Genomic DNA, 15,774 nt, shown 5'->3' with positions numbered 1-15,774 from the left:
GTAGGCCGCCGCCCGCGATGCTAATCATCGGCCGTGCCGATACCCGCCCCGACGCTGCAACCGATCGATCGCCGCGATGCCCGACGCCAGCTCCTGGCGCCCGGCCCGGGTCCGATCAGACCCGGCGGCACGCATCGACCTTCACGTCGACAGCCGGACGATCCCGTTAGGATTGAACTTGAAGTCGTCTTCGTCGTGAGACGCGTCGTCGATCAGCAATGCACCGTGCGCGTGCAACGTCGCGTCGATCCCGTGCCGCACGATCTCGTCGGCAACGCCGTCGATGACGGCAACCGCTTCGCGATCGCTTCCGCGCGAACGCGGCACCTGCACGTCCGGCAGGCCGGCCAGATGAAAACCCACGCTTTCGAAGTATCCGTCCGATGCCAGCGGGCGCAACGCGAATGCCAGCCGGCACGCCCGGTTCTGCGCAAGCGCGTCGTCGGCGTCGGTCGCGACCGCGCCCATCCGGATCAGCTCCCGCCACCGGTGCAGCCCGTGCGCCACACCCGCGCTCTCGCCCTTGACCGCCACCGCGCCGGCGTCGATCAGCCGATCGACCAGGAACAGCGCGCCGATCGACGCACGCACGGCATTCTCCCGCGTCATGCGCGGGCCGAGCACATACAGCACCGACTGGTGCGTGCCGACGGCTTCGTCGTCGGCCGGCGTCCACGCATCCGCTGCGGCGCGGTCGCGGCAGACCTCAAACGAACGGCTCATCCGCTCGTCCGGTTCGGCGACGGAATACGCGTCATCGATGCCGAACCCCGTCGCGAATTCCGCAATCGCCGCGTTCGCCGCATCGCGCAGATGCTGCAGTTCTCGATCCCGGCCGAGAAAGCACAGCACATGGCGCGGCTGCACCGGCGCTTCGCCCGACCACGCGGCCCGTCGGCCGGATTGCAGCAAAACGGCCGCGCGTGCCGTGCCGCCATCGAGCAGTTTCTTCAACCTTGAAAACATTTGCCATCCCCCACGCTGAGCTTGCGTGCCACCATCATAGCGGCCTGCGATGGCACGGGGACGAACGCGTCGATGCACTCGACGACAGCATCCGGATCGGGCAGCGCTTGCCTGCCCGCCGGAATCGAGCGGCAGCAGCCGCCCGTCGCTACTTGACGCTCACCGGTTCGCCCTGAAACTGCCGGCGCGCGAGCACGCACGGCGCGCCGTCGTGCATGAACACGCTCGCGAGCAGCCCGAACGATGCCGCGAACAGCACGTACCACGCGGGTGCGACGGGCGACCCGCTCGCGTGCGTCAGCCACGTGACGATGAACGGTGCAAAGCCGCCGAAGATCATCACCGCGACGTTGTATGCGAGCGCGATGCCGGTCGAACGCGAGCGCGTCGCGAACTGTTCGGCGAGTGCGGTGGGCGCGGGGCCGTAGCAGATGCCGATGATCGTGCAGATCACGAGTTGCATCACGAGCAGGCGCCCGATGCTCGGCGCCGCGGCCAGCCACGAGAACAGCGGATAGGTGACCGTCAGCAGCGCCAGCATGCCGGCGATCAGCACGGGCCGCCGGCCGATGCGGTCGGACACGATCGCGGCGACCGGAATCGTCACCGTCAGCAGCGCGACCGCCACCATCTGCACCTTGAAGACCTGATCGAGCGGCAGCCCGAAGGTCTTGTGCGCGAACGTCGGCAAGTTGACGAGCATCACGTAGAACACGGCCGTACCGGTGATCGTCTGCCCCATCGACACCAGCACGCCGCGCAGGTTGTCGCGCAGCACCCGCGACACGCTCGCCGGCGGCTCGACCGTCGACTTGCTCGCGTCGAGGAACGCCTCGGTTTCCTCCATGTGCCGGCGGATCCACAGGCCGACCGGCCCGATCAGCAGCCCGAGTGCGAACGGCACGCGCCAGCCCCAGCTGTGCAACGCGGCCTCCGACAGCGACTGCGTGGCCCATGCGCCCATCGCCGCGCCCGAGAACACCGCGAGACACTGGCCGATCAGTTGCCACGATCCGTACAAGCCACGCCGGTTCGCGGGCGCGCTTTCGACGAGGAATGCAGTGGCGCTCGCGTATTCACCGCCCGTCGCGAAACCCTGCAGCAGCCGCGCGACGACGATCAGGATCGGCGCCGCCGGGCCGATCGTCGCGTACGACGGCGCGAACGTGATCAGCGCGATCGACAGCGTCATCAGGAGGATGATCAGCTGCATCGCGGCCTTGCGGCCCTTGCGGTCCGCATAGAGCCCGAGCAGGATGCCGCCCACCGGGCGCATGAAAAAGCCGACGCCGAATGTCGCGAGCGACATCAGCAGCGATGCGTACTGGCTGTCGGCAGGAAAGAACAGCCGCGCGATGATGCCGGAGAAGAAACCGTAAACGATGAAGTCGTACCACTCGAGGGTGTTGCCGACGACAGCGGCAACCACCTGCCGATGCCGCGAGTTCCGACGTGAGTCGCGCATGCTTGTCTCCTGCAGTCTCATGGTGCCGCGCCGCATGGCTGCCGCGTTCCGCGGCAGGCATGGGCGAACCGGCTGTTCGTATCGCCGGCCGATGCGAGACAGGCCCGACGGACCCTCTCGGCCCGCGCGCACGACCGGCGTGAACCGATGATAGGGACGCCGAAATCCCGCATCAATTAACGCCTGCGGTAGATGATTAGCCGGAGATTAAATGTTTCCCCGGCTGGCCCTGCCGCGCGAAAACCCCGGAAATTCGCGCATTGTTGCGGCCGGGGTTCTGCGGCAGAATCGACGGCCGCCCTTCCCGTCGCCCGCATCATGCGCAACCGCATCAACGAAGAGATCACGTTCCGCAAGCTCGAGGTGCTGCTCGCCTTCATGGAAGCCGGCAGCCTCGCGAAGGCGGCCGAGGCGCTGGGCGTCAGCACGGTCAGCGTGCATCGTGCGCTGCATACGCTCGAGGAAGGGATGCACTGCGCGCTGTTCCGCCACGAGGGGCGCAACCTGATCCCGACCGACGCCGCGCTGGTGCTCGCCGAAGTGGCGGGCGAAGTGCTCAAGACGATGACCGACGGGATCCGCTCGACGCGCGAGGCGGCCGGCTACGGCGCCGGCCAGTTGAAGATCGGCTCGCTCTATTCGCTGACGATCCGCACCGTGCCCGAGGTCGTGATCGCGCTGAAGGAGCGCCGCCCCGAACTGCAGGCCGAGCTCGTGCTCGGCTCGAACGCCGACCTGCTCGACAAGCTCAGGCAGGGCGCGATCGACGCGACGCTGATGGCGCTGCCCGAACCGGACGCCGAGATCGAATCGATCGCGCTGTTCGAGGACGAGATGTTCTTCGCCGCGCCGATCGATTCGCCGTATGCGCAGCGCGATGCGATCGATCTCGGCGCGTGCCGCGACGAGCCGTTCGTGTCGCTCGGCGAAGGCTTCGCGACGCACCACGGGTTCACGGAGGCATTCCGCACGGCCGGTGTCACACCGAATATCGTGATGCGGGTGGGCGACATCTTCTCGCTGATCAACCTCGTGTCGGGCGGCGTCGGCTGCTCGCTGCTGCCCGGCCGCGTGCGCGACCTGTTCGCGCACAAGATCGCGCTCGTGCCGCTCGCCGGGCCCACGATCCGCCAGACGATCGGCCTGAGCTTCCTGCACCGGCGCGAGCGCGATCCGAACCTGCTCGCGCTCGCGACCGTGTGCCGGTTGACGGTCAAGGGGCCGAACGCGCGGTGACGCGCGGGTCGATCCGCAACCCTCGCCTTTCCCCACCTTCCTTCCATCTCACGCATCCGCATCGGCGCGATGCAAACACCGCGCGCTAGTCCGTTCGGACGGCACGAAGCGCGCGCTTTGTTGCGATCATGACCGTCATTCAGCGCGCGGCACGCACACGCGCGCCGCGCCACGGAGACGACATGAACGACCCAGTCCTCGGCCCCATCGACCAGATCGGCTACGTGGTCGCCGACCTCGATCGCAGCATCGCGCGCTGGCGCGCACGCCACGAGATCGGCCCGTGGACCGTGTTCCGCAACGTCCGCCTCGACGGCCGCCATCTCGGCGAACCGGCGACGGTCACGATGGATGTCGGGCTCGCGTATCGCGGCGGTCTGCAGATCGAACTGATCCACGTGACGAACGACACGCCGTCGCCGTACCGCGATGCGAACGGGCAAGCGCTCGTCGGCCTGCATCACGTCGCGTGGGTCGTCGACGATCTCGATACCGCGGTGGCGCGGCTCACGGCGCGCGGCCTGCGCGTCGTGTTCGAAGCGCGCAACCCGGCTACGCGCGTCGCGTATCTCGACGACGCCGACGATCCCGGCGTGCGCGTCGAAGTGATCGAAGGCGCCGGCATGCGCGACATGATCGCGTTCGGCATCGCCGAAGCCCGCGCATGGGACGGCACCGATCCGGTCCGCATCATCGACGCGGCGGCCACCTCCGCGTGAGCGGACCCGCGCGCGTCCCTTCTCACTTACAGGAGCAAGCAGCATGAAACGACTCGAAGGCAAGGTGGCGCTGATCACGGGCGGCGCCCGTGGCCAGGGCGAAGCGGAGGCACGCCGGTTCGTCGCCGAAGGCGCGCGCGTGGTGATCGCCGACGTGCTGGACGAAGCCGGCCAGCGCGTCGCGGCCGAACTCGGCGACGCGGCACGTTTCCAGCATCTCGACGTGACGAACGAAGGCGACTGGCAGGCCGCCGTCGATGCAACACTCGCGCATTTCGGCCGGCTGGACATCCTCGTGAACAACGCGGCGATCCTGAAGCTCGTGCCGATCGAATCGTGTTCGCTCGACGACTATCGCAAGGTGATCGACGTGAACCAGGTCGGCTGCTGGCTCGGCATGAAGTCGGTGCTTGCCGCGTTGAAGGACGCGGGCGGCGGCTCGATCGTCAACGTGTCGTCGACGGCCGGGATGGAAGGCGTCGCGGGCGGCAGCGCGTATGTGTCGAGCAAGTTCGCGGTGCGTGGGATGACGAAGGCTGCCGCGCTTGAATTCGGCCATCACGGCATTCGCGTGAATTCGGTGCATCCGGGCGGCATCGATACGGTGATGGCGCGCCCGCCCGAATTCTCGGATTTCGATCCTTCTTCCATCTATAGCGGCCTGCCGATCGCGCGCATCGGCAAGCCCAACGAAGTGGCCAGTCTCGTGCTGTTCCTCGCGTCCGACGAATCCACGTATTGCACGGGATCGGAATTCATCGTCGACGGCGGGATGCTCGCGGGCAGCACGTTCCACTGATCCGGCTCGACACGCCGGCAGGCCGTCGCTCTGCCGGAAACGGAAACGACAACGCCGCCGTGCGGGCCTAGCCACCGGCGGCGTTGTCGTTCCGAGGCCAGGCGCCGCGCGTCGCTCAATAGCCCTTCGGCTGGATCGACGATGCGCCGACGCCGCGCGCCGCCTGCTTGCCACCGCGCACGAAGCGGCGCCCGTGCGGGCCGTACACGCCGTCCGGTTCCGGATACAGCGTCAGCAGCACGAAATACAGTATCCCGCCGACCGCCAGCGACACCGGCACGCTCAGGTCGAGCCCGCCCGCGAGATAACCGAGCGGACCGACGAACTGGCCCGGCAGGTTCACGAACGACAGCCCGACGAACGCGGCCGGCAGCCATGCACCCATCGCACGCACGTTCCAGCCGTGCGTGAACCAGTAATGGCCGCCGCGCAGCCCGCGGTTGAACACCTGCAGGTCGTCGCCGAGATAGTAGCCGCGGCGCGTCACGTAGCCGATCACCATGATCGCCATCCACGGGCAGCTGAACGTATCGATCAGCGTCGAGAACGTCGCGACGCTTTCGACGAGGTTGAACCAGAAGCGGCCGACGAAGATGAATGCAATCGCGATCGTGCCGATCAGCAACGTCGCGCGCACGCGGTTCAGGAAGCGCGGGAACATGCTCGATACGTCGAGGCCGGTGCCGTACAGCGCGGTCGTGCCGGTCGACATCCCGCCGATGATCGCGATCAGGCACATCGGCAGCAGGAACCAGCGCGGCGAGACCGCGAGCAGCCCGCCGACGTAGTCGTTCGACGCGATGAATGCGGGCGCCTTCGCCGCGATGATCGTGGCAGTCGCGAGGCCGAAGAAGAACGGCACGAAGGTCGCGATCTGCGCGGCGAACACGGCGCCCATCACGCGATGCTTCGGCGTGTGCTGCGGGATGTAGCGCGCCCAGTCGCCGAGCGTCGACGCGAACGACACCGGGTTGCTCAGCGCGACCAGCACCGCGCCGACGAATGCGGCCCAGAAGCCCGCGCTGCCGAGTTGCAGCGTGCCGGCGTAATTCATGTCGAACAGGCCGGCGAACGCGAACAGCCCGGCGACGAACAGGATGCTCGCGGCCCACACGGCGATCTTGTTGACCCACAGCATGAAGCGAAAGCCGTAGATGCAGACGATCAGCACGAGCACCGCGAACACCAGGTAGGCCGCGCCGAGCGTGAAGCCGTTGACGGGCACGCCGATCATGTTGTGCGCGCCGCCGACGAGCGCGTCGCCCGAGCTCCACACCGCGAGCGAGAAGAACGCGATCGACGTGAGCAGCGCGAGGAACGACCCGACGATCCGGCCGTGGATGCCGAAATGCGCACCGGACGACACCGGGTCGCTCGTGCCGTTGCGCGGGCCGAACAGGCTCATCGGCGCGAGAATGCAGGTGCCGGCGAGCACGCCGAGCACGATCGCGGCGACGCCCGCCTTGAACGACAGCCCGACCAGCACGGGAAAGCTGCCGAGCACCGATGTGGAAAACGTATTGCAACCGCCGAACAGCAACCTGAACAGATCGATCGGCCGCGCATAGCGCGATGCATCGGGAATGCGCTCGAAACCGAACGACTCGACCTGCGTAATCCTGCCTTCACCCATTTGTCTCCCACTCCTCTGGTGCGTCTGCACGGCCCGAGGCTGCGGCCATGCGACACATCGTCATCGATTCGCGGCCACTCTAAACCGGATCGAGGGGCGCAAATATCACGCATTCGAGACGTTTACGACGAAGGAGAACAATGTTTCCGGGCGAGCAACCGGCCGGTTGCCGCGCCGCCCGTGCGGCGCGGGCGATGCAATGTCAGTGCACCTGCTCGGCCGCCGGCGCGCGGCATGCGGCCAGGCCCCGCTGAACCGCCGGCCGGGCCTCGAGATCGGCGAGCCAACGCTCGACGTGCGGGTATGCGGCGAGATCGAGATCGAGTTCGGACGCCGTGCGCAGCCACGGAAACGCGGCGATGTCGGCAATCGAATACCGCGACGACGCGAGATACGCCGATGCCGACAAGCGGCCGTTCACGACCCCATAGAGGCGCCGCGCCTCGTTCCGGTAACGATCGATCGCCTCCGCATTGACCGTCTTCGATGCACGCAGGAACCACCAGAGCTGGCCGAGCATCGGCCCGATGCCGCCGATCTGGAAATGCAGCCATTGCTGGACCGCCGTGCGCTCGGCCAGCGTCTCGGGTTGCAGACAACCCGTCTTCGCGGCGAGATAGCTGAGAATCGCGCCGGATTCGAACACGGCCAGCCCGGTGTCGTGATCGACGATGGCCGGAATCTTGCCGTTCGGGTTGATCGCGAGGAACGCCGGGCTCCGCTGCTCGCCGGCGGACAGGTTCACGTGCACGCGGTCGTGCGCGAGTCCGGCCTCTTCCAGGTAGATCGCGATCTTGTGTCCGTTCGGCGTGTCGGCCGTATAGAACGTAAGGGAGTGCGTCGAGGTCATGTCGGGTCCTTGTCATTCGGTTAGCGTTGCAACTGCAATCGTTGCAATTGCAATCCTATGCCGGGACCGGCGGCTTCGGCAACATGCCAATACTCGAAGGAGGGATATGCAGATTGCGCGATCCGGGCGGGCCGGGCCGCGCAGGCGATGCATCGGCAGGCGCGCGTCCGACGCGCGTGCCGGACGCCGCTACCTGGCGTCGGCCGCCGCTTCGCGCGCCGCGGCGGTCACCCGATCGAGCGCAGCGGTCAACGCCGCCCGATCCTTGCCGGAGAACTGACCGAGAAAGAGTTCCGCAACCGTCGACTGGTACACCTTCCACATCTTCTTGCGCAGTGCCCGCCCCTTGTCGGTAATGCTCGCATAAGCGGCGCGGCCGTCGTCGGCCGAACGGGCACGCGTGACGAGCCCCTCCTGCTCGAGCCGGTCGACGAGCCGCGTGAGGTTGTAGCGCTCGATCGCGAGCACGTCGGCCAGTTCGTGCATGCGGCGCGTGCCGTCGGGCCCGCTTTCGAGACCCCACAACGCGTCGTACCACGCATACGCGGGCAGGCCGGCATCCGCGAGGCGCCGCTCGATCTCGCGAATCATCGTCCGGTGCGCGCGGACGAACGAGAACCACAGATCGGGTTCGGGTGCGCTCATGTCAGGTCGTTCCTTTCATTTAATTGCAGTTGCAATTAAATTTTACCTCGATACGATTTCCCTCCCCGTCGTTGCCATTGCAGGGGCATGCACACCCGTCGGCGGGCAGATCCGCGTGTTCGTCGACGACGGCGCGATTTCGCGCCGCCCTGCCCGCACTACTGCCCCGACTGCGCGAGCGCGCCTTGCGCCCCCTGCCCCGTTCCCGACGGCCAGCCGCCCGCGAGTGCCTTGTACAGCGCGACCGTCGACGCCGCGCTGCGCATCCGGGCGTCGGCGGCCGCATCCTGCGCCTGCAGCAGCGTCCGTTGCGCATCGAGCACTTCGTAGTAGTCGATCGCGCCAGCCGAGAAACGGGTCTGCGCGAGCTGCGCGGCCCGCGCGCTGTCGTCCGCCGCACGCACGAGGTGCGTTGTCTCGTCACGCGTGCGCGCGACGCGCAGCAGCGCGTTCTCGGTCTCCTCCAGCGCGCCGAGCACGGTCTGCCGGTACTGCGCGAGCTGGCCGGCCGCTTCCGCGTCGCTCGCGGCGATCCGTGCGCGCACCCGGCCGACGTCGAGGAACGACCAGTCGATGCCGAGCGCGATCAGGTTCGTGTCACTGCCCGCGCGGAAGAACCCGTAGCTGCTCGTCGCGCTGCCGAGCAGCCCCGACAGCGTGAAGCGCGGAAACAGGTCCGCCGTCGCAACGCCGATGCGCGCGGTCGCCGCGTGCAGCCGTGCTTCGGCGGCCGCGACATCCGGGCGCCGGCGCAGCAGGTCGCCCGGCGTGCCGGGATCGATGTCGGCGGCCAGCGCCGGCAGCGGCACGGGCGTGCCCGCCGTCGCGGCGGCATTCGGCATGTCGAACCGGCCGATCAGCGCATCCGGCGTCTGCCCGGTCAGCACCGCGAGGCGGTGCTCGTCGACGCCGATCGCGGCTTCGTTCACCGCAATCCGCGACGTCGTCGATTCGTACTGCGCCCGCGCGCGCGCCGCATCGAGCTCGGAGCCGCGCCCCGCGCCGACACGCGCATTGATCAGCGCGAGCGTCTGCTTCTGGTTGTCGGCGTTCTCGCGCGCGATCCGCAACCGCTCCTGCGAGCCGCGCAGGTCGACGTACGTGCTCGCGACCTCGCCGGCGATCGCGACCCGCACCGCACGCACGTCCGCCGCGCTGGCAGCCGTTTCCGCACGCTGCGACTCGATCGAGCGGCGCACGCGGCCGAACAGGTCGAGCTCCCACGCGGCATTGATCCCGATGCTGGACGTCGGCGTATCGCGCTGGCTGCGCGGCGCGCCGAACGCCTGGTCCTTGCTCATCAGCTGATGACCGATCTGGCCGCTCGCGGTAATCGTCGGATAACGGTCGAAGGTCGCCTGCGACAGCAGGGCATTCGACGCGTCATAGCGCGACACGGCAACCTGCAGGTCCTGGTTCGCCGCGAGCGCCGCATCGATCAACTGCGTCAGCGCCGGATCGCCGAAGCCGCGCCAGAACGCGGCATCGGCATCGGCCGACGCGTCGGGCGGCGTTTCGGACGGCGACGCATCGCGCTGTGTGGCCGGATGCGCGTCGCGTGCGAACCGCGCGACCGTGGCCGTGTCGGGCCGCTTGAAATCGGGGCCGACCGCGCACGCGGCGAGCGTCACCGACATCGCGAGCGCGGAAAGACGGAAAGCGGCGCTCATCGGTTTTCTCCTTCAAGGGTGCCGTGCTGTTCGCTCCAGACGGCTGGTGTGCCGCCCGCGAGCTTGCGGATCGCCACATAGAACACGGGTGTCAGGAACAGCCCGAACAGCGTGACGCCCAGCATCCCCGCAAACACGGTCACGCCGGTGGCCGCGCGCACCTCGCTGCCCGCGCCGCTGCCGATCAGCAGCGGCACCGAACCGGCGATGAACGCGACCGACGTCATCACGATCGGACGCAGCCGCAGCTTGCAGGCCTCGAGCGCCGCGTCGACCACGCCCTTGCCCTGGATTTCGAGCTCGCGCGCGAACTCGACGATCAGGATCGCGTTCTTGCACGCGAGCCCCATCAGCACGACGAGACCGACCTGCACGAACACGTTGTTGTCGCCGCCCGACAGCCACACGCCGAACAGCGCCGCACACATGCACACGGGCACGATCAGGATCACCGCGAGCGGCAGCGTCCAGCTCTCGTACAGCGATGCGAGCACGAGGAACACGAGCATCACCGCGAGCGGGAACACGACGATCGCCGCGTTGCTCTGCGTGACCTGCTGGTAGCTGAGGTCGGTCCATTCGAGCGTGATGCCGGGCGGCAGCACCTCCTTCGCGATCTGCTGGAGCTTCGCGATCGCCTGCGACGACGACATCACCTTCGGATCGGCGTCGCCGATCAGGTCGGCAGCCGGATAACCGTTGTAGCGGACGACCGGATCCGGCCCGTACGCGGGCCCCACCGTCACCATCGAGCCGATCGGCACCATCTCGCCCTTCGCGTTGCGCGTGCGCAGGTTCGCGATGTCGGCGGCCGTCTGCCGGTGACCGGCATCGGCCTGCGCCATCACGCGGTACACGCGGCCGAACACGTTGAAGTCGTTCACGTACATCGAGCCGAGGTAGACCTGCAGCGTGTTGAACAGGTCGGTCAGCGCGACGCCCTGCGCCTTCGCCTTCAGCCGGTCGACCTTCACCTCGAGCTGCGGGATGTTCGCCTGGTACGAGCTGACGGGGTAACTCATCCCCGGCGTCTTCGCGACCGCCGCCTGGAACGCGGTGAGCGCATTCTGCAATTCGCCGTAGCCGAGCCCGCCGCGATCCTCCAGGTACAGCGAGTAGCCCGAACCGTTGCCGAGGCCCTGGATCGGCGGCGGCATCAGTGCATAGGTAATGCCGCCGCCGATGGCCGCGAGGCGCGCGTTCAGGTCCGCGTTGATCTGCGCGGCGCTGCGGTGGCGCTGGTCGAACGGCTTCAGGATCACGTACGAGTTCGTGATGTTCGGCGTGTTCACGCCCTGCAGCGCATTCAGCCCGGCAAACGCCGGCACCATCTCGACACCCTCGGTGCCGAGCGCGATCTTCGTCATCTGCTCGGTCACCGCGCTGGTGCGCGCGAGCGACGCGCCTTCCGGCAGCTTCGCGCCCGCGAACAGGTACAGCTTGTCCTGCACGGGGATGAAGCCGCCCGGCACCGCGTTGAACAGCAGCGCGGTGGCCGCGAGCAGCGCCGCATAGACCGCGAACACCGCGCCGCGCCGCTTCAGCGTGCGCGCGACGACGCCGTGATAGCGGCCGGAGCTGCGCTCGAAGAAGCGGTTGAACGGATGGAACAGCCAGCCGAACGCACGATCGAGCGCACGCGTGAGCGCATCCTTCGGCGCGCCGTGCGGACGCAGCAGCTTCGCGGCGAGCGCGGGCGACAGCGTCAGCGAGTTGATCGCGGAGATCACCGTCGAAATCGCGATCGTCACCGCGAACTGCCGGTAGAACTGGCCGGTAACGCCCGACATGAACGCCATCGGCACGAACACCGCGCACAGCACGAGCGCGATCGCGACGATCGGCCCCGACACCTCGCGCATCGCCTGATGCGCGGCATCGCGCGGGCTCAGCCCCTGTGCGATGTTGCGCTCGACGTTCTCGACGACGACGATCGCATCGTCGACGACGATCCCGATCGCGAGCACGAGCCCGAACAGCGTCAGCGTGTTGATCGAATAGCCGAGCAGATGGAGAAACGCGAACGTGCCGACCACCGATACGGGTACCGCGACGAGCGGAATGATCGACGCGCGCCAGGTCTGCAGGAACAGGATCACGACGAGCACGACCAGCACGACGGCCTCGATCAGCGTGTGCTGCACCGCGCGGATCGATTCGCGCACGAACACCGTCGGGTCCCACACAGGGCGGTACGCGACGCCGGGCGGGAAGCGCTTCGACAGTTCGTCGAGCTTCGCATACACGGCCTTCGCGACATCGAGCGCGTTCGCACCCGGCGACAGGAAGATGCCGACCACGGCCGAATGCTTGTCGTTGAAATACGAGCGCAGCGTGTAGTCGCCCGCGCCGAGCTCGATGCGCGCGACGTCGGACAGCTTCACGACCTGGCCGTCGTCGCCGTTGCGCAGCACGATGTCGCTGAACTCCTGCACTGTGCGCAGCCGGCCGCGCACGTTGATCGACACGAGGAAGTCGTTGGCCTTCGGCGACGGCTCCGCGCCGAGCTGGCCAGCCGACACCTGCACGTTCTGCTCGCGCACCGCGGCAATCACATCGCTCGCGGTCAGCCCGCGCGACGCAAGCCGGTTCGGGTCGAGCCACAGCCGCATCGCATAATCACCGGAGCCGTACACACCAACGTCGCCGATGCCGGTGAGCCGCGACAGCTCGTCCTTCACGTGCAGCGTCAGGTAATTGCGCAGGTACAGCGAATCGCGGCTGTTGTCCGGCGAATAAAGGCTCACGTACATCAGCGGCGTCGGCGACTGCTTCTGCGTGGTCACGCCGTACTGGCGCACCTCGTCGGGCAGGCGCGACAGCGCCTGGCTCACGCGGTTCTGCACGCGCACCGCTGCCGTGTCGGGATCGACACCCTGCAGGAACGTGACGACGACCTGCAGGCTGCCGTCCGACCCGGCGACCGACTTCATGTACATGATGCCTTCGACGCCGTTGATCGCCTCTTCCAGCGGTTCGGCGACCGATTCGGCGATTTCCTTCGGGTTCGCGCCCGGATACGTCGCCCGCACGACGACGCTCGGCGGCACGACTTCCGGATATTCGCCGGCCGGCAGCATCGGGATCGAGATCAGGCCGATCGCGAAGATGACGATCGACAGCACGATCGCGAAGATCGGCCGGTCGATGAAGAATCGGGAGAAATCCATCGCATGTCTCCCGTTATTGCGCGGCCGGCGCGCCGGCATCGGCCACGGCCTGCGAGCCGCCGGTGCCACCATTGCCATTGCCATTGCCGGTACCGGCATCGGCCCGTGCGGGCAGCGCCTTCGGCTTCACCTGCGCGCCCGGATAGTAGATCCGCTGCACGCCGTCGACGACCACGCGGTCGCCCGCCTGCAGCCCCTTCTCGACGATCCGCTCGCCCTCGAACTCGCGGCCGGTCGTCACGTCGCGGCGCAGCGCCTTGTCGCCGGGGCCGATCACGTATACGTACTTGCGATCCTGGTCGGTGAGCACGGCCTTGTCGTCGACGAGCAGCGCATCCTGGTCGCGGCCGCTGACGAGCTGCACGCGCGCATACAGGCCCGGCGTGAACGTGTGATCCGCGTTCGTCAACCGCACCCGCGCGCGGATCGTGCCGGTTTGCGGGTCGAGCCGGTTGTCGAGGAAGTCGACGGTGCCCGCATGCGGGAAGCCCGTCTCGTTCGCGAGGCCCACGCGCACCGGATCGGCGCCGATCGCGCGATGCTTCGGATCGGCGCGGCGCGCGTTGTAGCGCAGGTAGCTCTGCTCGTCGCAGTCGAAATACACGTAGACGGGATCCTGCGACACGACGGTCGTCAGCAGCGTGTCGTCCGCGCGGGCGAGGTTGCCGACGGTCGCGACCGCGCGGCCGACGCGGCCCGCGATCGGCGCGCGCACTTCGGTGAAGCCGAGATTGAGCTTCGCGTCGGCAACGGCCGCGTCGGCCGCCTGCAGGTCCGCGCGTGCCTGCTCGGCGGTGGCGCGCGCGTTGTCGAGTTCTTCCTGCGACGTTGCATGCGCATCGATCAGCGTCTGCACGCGCTTGAGCTGCACGTTCGCGAGGCTCGCGGCCGCGCGGGCCCGTTGCTGCTGCGCGTTCGCGCGATCGAGCGCGATGCGGTACGGGCGCGGATCGATCTCGAACAGCAACGTGCCCTGCGTAACGAGGTCGCCCTCCTTGTAGGCGACACGCTGCAGATAGCCGCTTACGCGCGGCCGCAAATCGACCGCGTCGACCGCTTCGACGCGTCCGTTGAATTCGTCGGCGAGGCGGACCGTGCGCGGCGCGACGGTTGCGACGCCGACTTCGGGAACAGAATACGCTGACGCTGCGCCTTTGCCGTCGTGACAGCCCGACAACGCCAGCAGTAGTGCGCAAGCGGCGCCCAAAGGCGACGTCCTGCGTAGGGATAAGGAGAGCATGATGCCTCGCGACGGGTTAAACTGCCGCGTAGCATAAAAGTTGAAGTTAACTTCAAGTCAAGCTTTTCCCGGAGAACGTCATGGGTACCCCGGAAGAACCGAAATGGCCGCTGATGTCGATCCGCGAAGTGGCCGCACGCAGCGGCGTGCCGGCGTCGACGCTGCGGTTCTACGAGACGCGCGGGCTCATCAAGTCGCACCGGAACGGCTCGAGTCACCGCCACTATTCGCGCGCGGTGCTGCGGCTGATCGCGTTCATCGTGTTCGCGCAGAAGATCGGCTATTCGCTCGACGAGATCGCCGAGCAGCTCGTCAGCCTTCCTGAAGACACCGCACCCAGCAACAAGGACTGGCAGCGGCTGTCGCGCGGCTGGAAGCAGCGCGTCGCGAGCCGGATCGAGGAACTGCAGCGGCTCTACATCAACCTCGACGAGTGCATCGGCTGCGGCTGCCTGTCGCTGAAGCGCTGCAAGCTGACCAACCCGGAGGATCGCGCGGGCCGCAACGGGCCCGGCGCGCGGCGCTGGCTCGGCGACAAGCCGCCCACGGACGTCGAATGATGCGGAGGCCGCGCGCGGCGCTCAGTCGCCGACGAGGTTGAGCGCGGCGTCGAGCACGGCCTGCCGGAACGCGTCCCGCTGCGTCGGCAGCGACGTGTACTCCAGCATCATGTGGCTGTACGACACCGTCGTGCCGATCGCGCTCGCGAGCATGAAGAACAGCACGTTCGGATCGACCGCGCGGATCGCGCCGGCCTGCACGGCGTCCGACAGCAGCGGGAACATCACCTCGTAATACGGCCGCACGATCCGCTCCTGCAGCCGGTCGAGCCGCCCGCCCACTTCGGTCGCCGCCGTCGAGAAGAACATCCCGATGTCGGGCTCGTCGAACTCGTGATCGACGCACAGCTCGAGCGCACGCCGCACGCGGTCGCGATGCGGCAATGACGACGTGTGCAACGCACGCAGCGCGTCGAACATCGGCGTGGCCAGGTCGACGATCTGCTCGACGACCGCGAGCCACAACGTTTCCTTCGTACCGAAATGATGGGCGATCAGCGCCGCGTCGATCCCCAGCTCGCGCGCGACTTCGCGCACGCTCGTCGCGTCGTAGCCTCGCTTCGCGAACGTGCGGCGCGCGGCCCGCAATATCACGTCCGGACCGACGGACGCATCCGCCAGCGGCCGCCCGCGCGTACGCCGCTTCGACGGCGCGCGCTCAGTGACTTCAGCCACGTTTTCCTGCTCCCCTTGAATGGTTCGAATGCCCGTGTTCGGGCCCCGGTTTCACGTCGCCGGAACCGGGCTGCCTGCCCCGCTCCGTTGACATGCGGAGCCGGGAAGCGCTAGGATCATACCTTATTCATCACGTGATGATTTAT

General features: G+C 67.8%; 13 protein-coding genes. 4 read left to right on the top strand and 9 right to left on the bottom strand.

What is annotated here, in order from left to right; genetic code table 11:
- Nucleotides 1–141 precede the first annotated feature (141 nt).
- A complete protein-coding gene (locus VL15_RS17730; RefSeq protein WP_048247249.1) occupies nt 142–966 on the bottom strand; it encodes a hypothetical protein in 825 nt (274 codons plus the stop codon).
- A 148-nt stretch (nt 967–1,114) separates the two neighbouring features.
- Entirely contained in the window at nt 1,115–2,431 is a 1,317-nt protein-coding gene (locus VL15_RS17725; protein WP_048247248.1) for a citrate-proton symporter, read from the bottom strand.
- Nucleotides 2,432–2,749: 318 nt separating this feature from the next.
- Between VL15_RS17725 and VL15_RS17720 the strand changes: the two genes are divergently transcribed.
- From VL15_RS17720 to VL15_RS17710, 3 genes are all read left to right on the top strand, one after another.
- Nucleotides 2,750–3,667: a LysR family transcriptional regulator gene (locus tag VL15_RS17720; protein WP_048247246.1), complete on the top strand. Its 918-nt coding sequence runs from the start codon at nt 2,750–2,752 to the stop codon at nt 3,665–3,667.
- A gap of 182 nt (nt 3,668–3,849) precedes the next feature.
- On the top strand, nt 3,850–4,386 hold the full coding sequence (locus VL15_RS17715) for a VOC family protein (RefSeq protein ID WP_048247542.1): 537 nt from the start codon (nt 3,850–3,852) through the stop codon (nt 4,384–4,386).
- 43 nt (nt 4,387–4,429) lie between these two features.
- Nucleotides 4,430–5,185, top strand: coding sequence for a glucose 1-dehydrogenase (locus tag VL15_RS17710; protein WP_048247244.1), 756 nt, complete (start codon nt 4,430–4,432; stop codon nt 5,183–5,185).
- Between the two features lie 115 nt (nt 5,186–5,300).
- On the opposite strand, the gene VL15_RS17705 is transcribed toward VL15_RS17710, so the two are convergent.
- The 6 genes from VL15_RS17705 to VL15_RS17680 all read right to left on the bottom strand — a co-directional run bounded on the left by VL15_RS17705 (nt 5,301) and on the right by VL15_RS17680 (nt 14,393).
- Nucleotides 5,301–6,818: a purine-cytosine permease family protein gene (locus VL15_RS17705; protein ID WP_048247242.1), complete on the bottom strand. Its 1,518-nt coding sequence runs from the start codon at nt 6,816–6,818 to the stop codon at nt 5,301–5,303.
- A 202-nt stretch (nt 6,819–7,020) separates the two neighbouring features.
- Nucleotides 7,021–7,668, bottom strand: coding sequence for a glutathione S-transferase family protein (locus VL15_RS17700; RefSeq protein WP_048247240.1), 648 nt, complete (start codon nt 7,666–7,668; stop codon nt 7,021–7,023).
- Between the two features lie 189 nt (nt 7,669–7,857).
- Nucleotides 7,858–8,313, bottom strand: a complete 456-nt coding sequence (locus tag VL15_RS17695; RefSeq protein WP_048247236.1) for a MarR family winged helix-turn-helix transcriptional regulator — start codon at nt 8,311–8,313, stop codon at nt 7,858–7,860.
- 158 nt (nt 8,314–8,471) lie between these two features.
- The gene (locus tag VL15_RS17690; RefSeq protein WP_048247234.1) at nt 8,472–9,983 is read right to left on the bottom strand and encodes an efflux transporter outer membrane subunit; all 1,512 of its coding nucleotides are present in this window, start codon (nt 9,981–9,983) and stop codon (nt 8,472–8,474) included.
- On the bottom strand, nt 9,980–13,153 hold the full coding sequence (locus VL15_RS17685; protein ID WP_048247232.1) for an efflux RND transporter permease subunit: 3,174 nt from the start codon (nt 13,151–13,153) through the stop codon (nt 9,980–9,982). Before VL15_RS17685 ends, VL15_RS17690 begins: the two co-directional genes overlap by 4 nt.
- A 13-nt stretch (nt 13,154–13,166) precedes the next feature.
- Nucleotides 13,167–14,393 (bottom strand): efflux RND transporter periplasmic adaptor subunit, encoded by a 1,227-nt coding sequence (locus tag VL15_RS17680; RefSeq protein ID WP_048247231.1) that lies wholly within the window; start codon nt 14,391–14,393, stop codon nt 13,167–13,169.
- Between the two features lie 80 nt (nt 14,394–14,473).
- Here VL15_RS17680 and soxR point away from each other — a divergent pair, with 80 nt between their 5' ends.
- Nucleotides 14,474–14,953 (top strand): redox-sensitive transcriptional activator SoxR, encoded by a 480-nt coding sequence (gene soxR, locus VL15_RS17675; RefSeq protein ID WP_034180419.1) that lies wholly within the window; start codon nt 14,474–14,476, stop codon nt 14,951–14,953.
- A 21-nt stretch (nt 14,954–14,974) separates the two neighbouring features.
- Here soxR and VL15_RS17670 read toward each other — a convergent pair whose 3' ends face one another.
- Nucleotides 14,975–15,628, bottom strand: coding sequence for a TetR/AcrR family transcriptional regulator (locus VL15_RS17670; RefSeq protein ID WP_048247230.1), 654 nt, complete (start codon nt 15,626–15,628; stop codon nt 14,975–14,977).
- Nucleotides 15,629–15,774 lie beyond the last annotated feature (146 nt).

The sequence above is a fragment of the Burkholderia cepacia genome, assembly GCF_001039005.1.
Classification (GTDB): domain Bacteria; phylum Pseudomonadota; class Gammaproteobacteria; order Burkholderiales; family Burkholderiaceae; genus Burkholderia; species Burkholderia theae.
The sequence above is the reverse complement of the archived record's forward strand: the minus strand, read 5'-3'. Positions and strand labels throughout refer to the sequence as shown.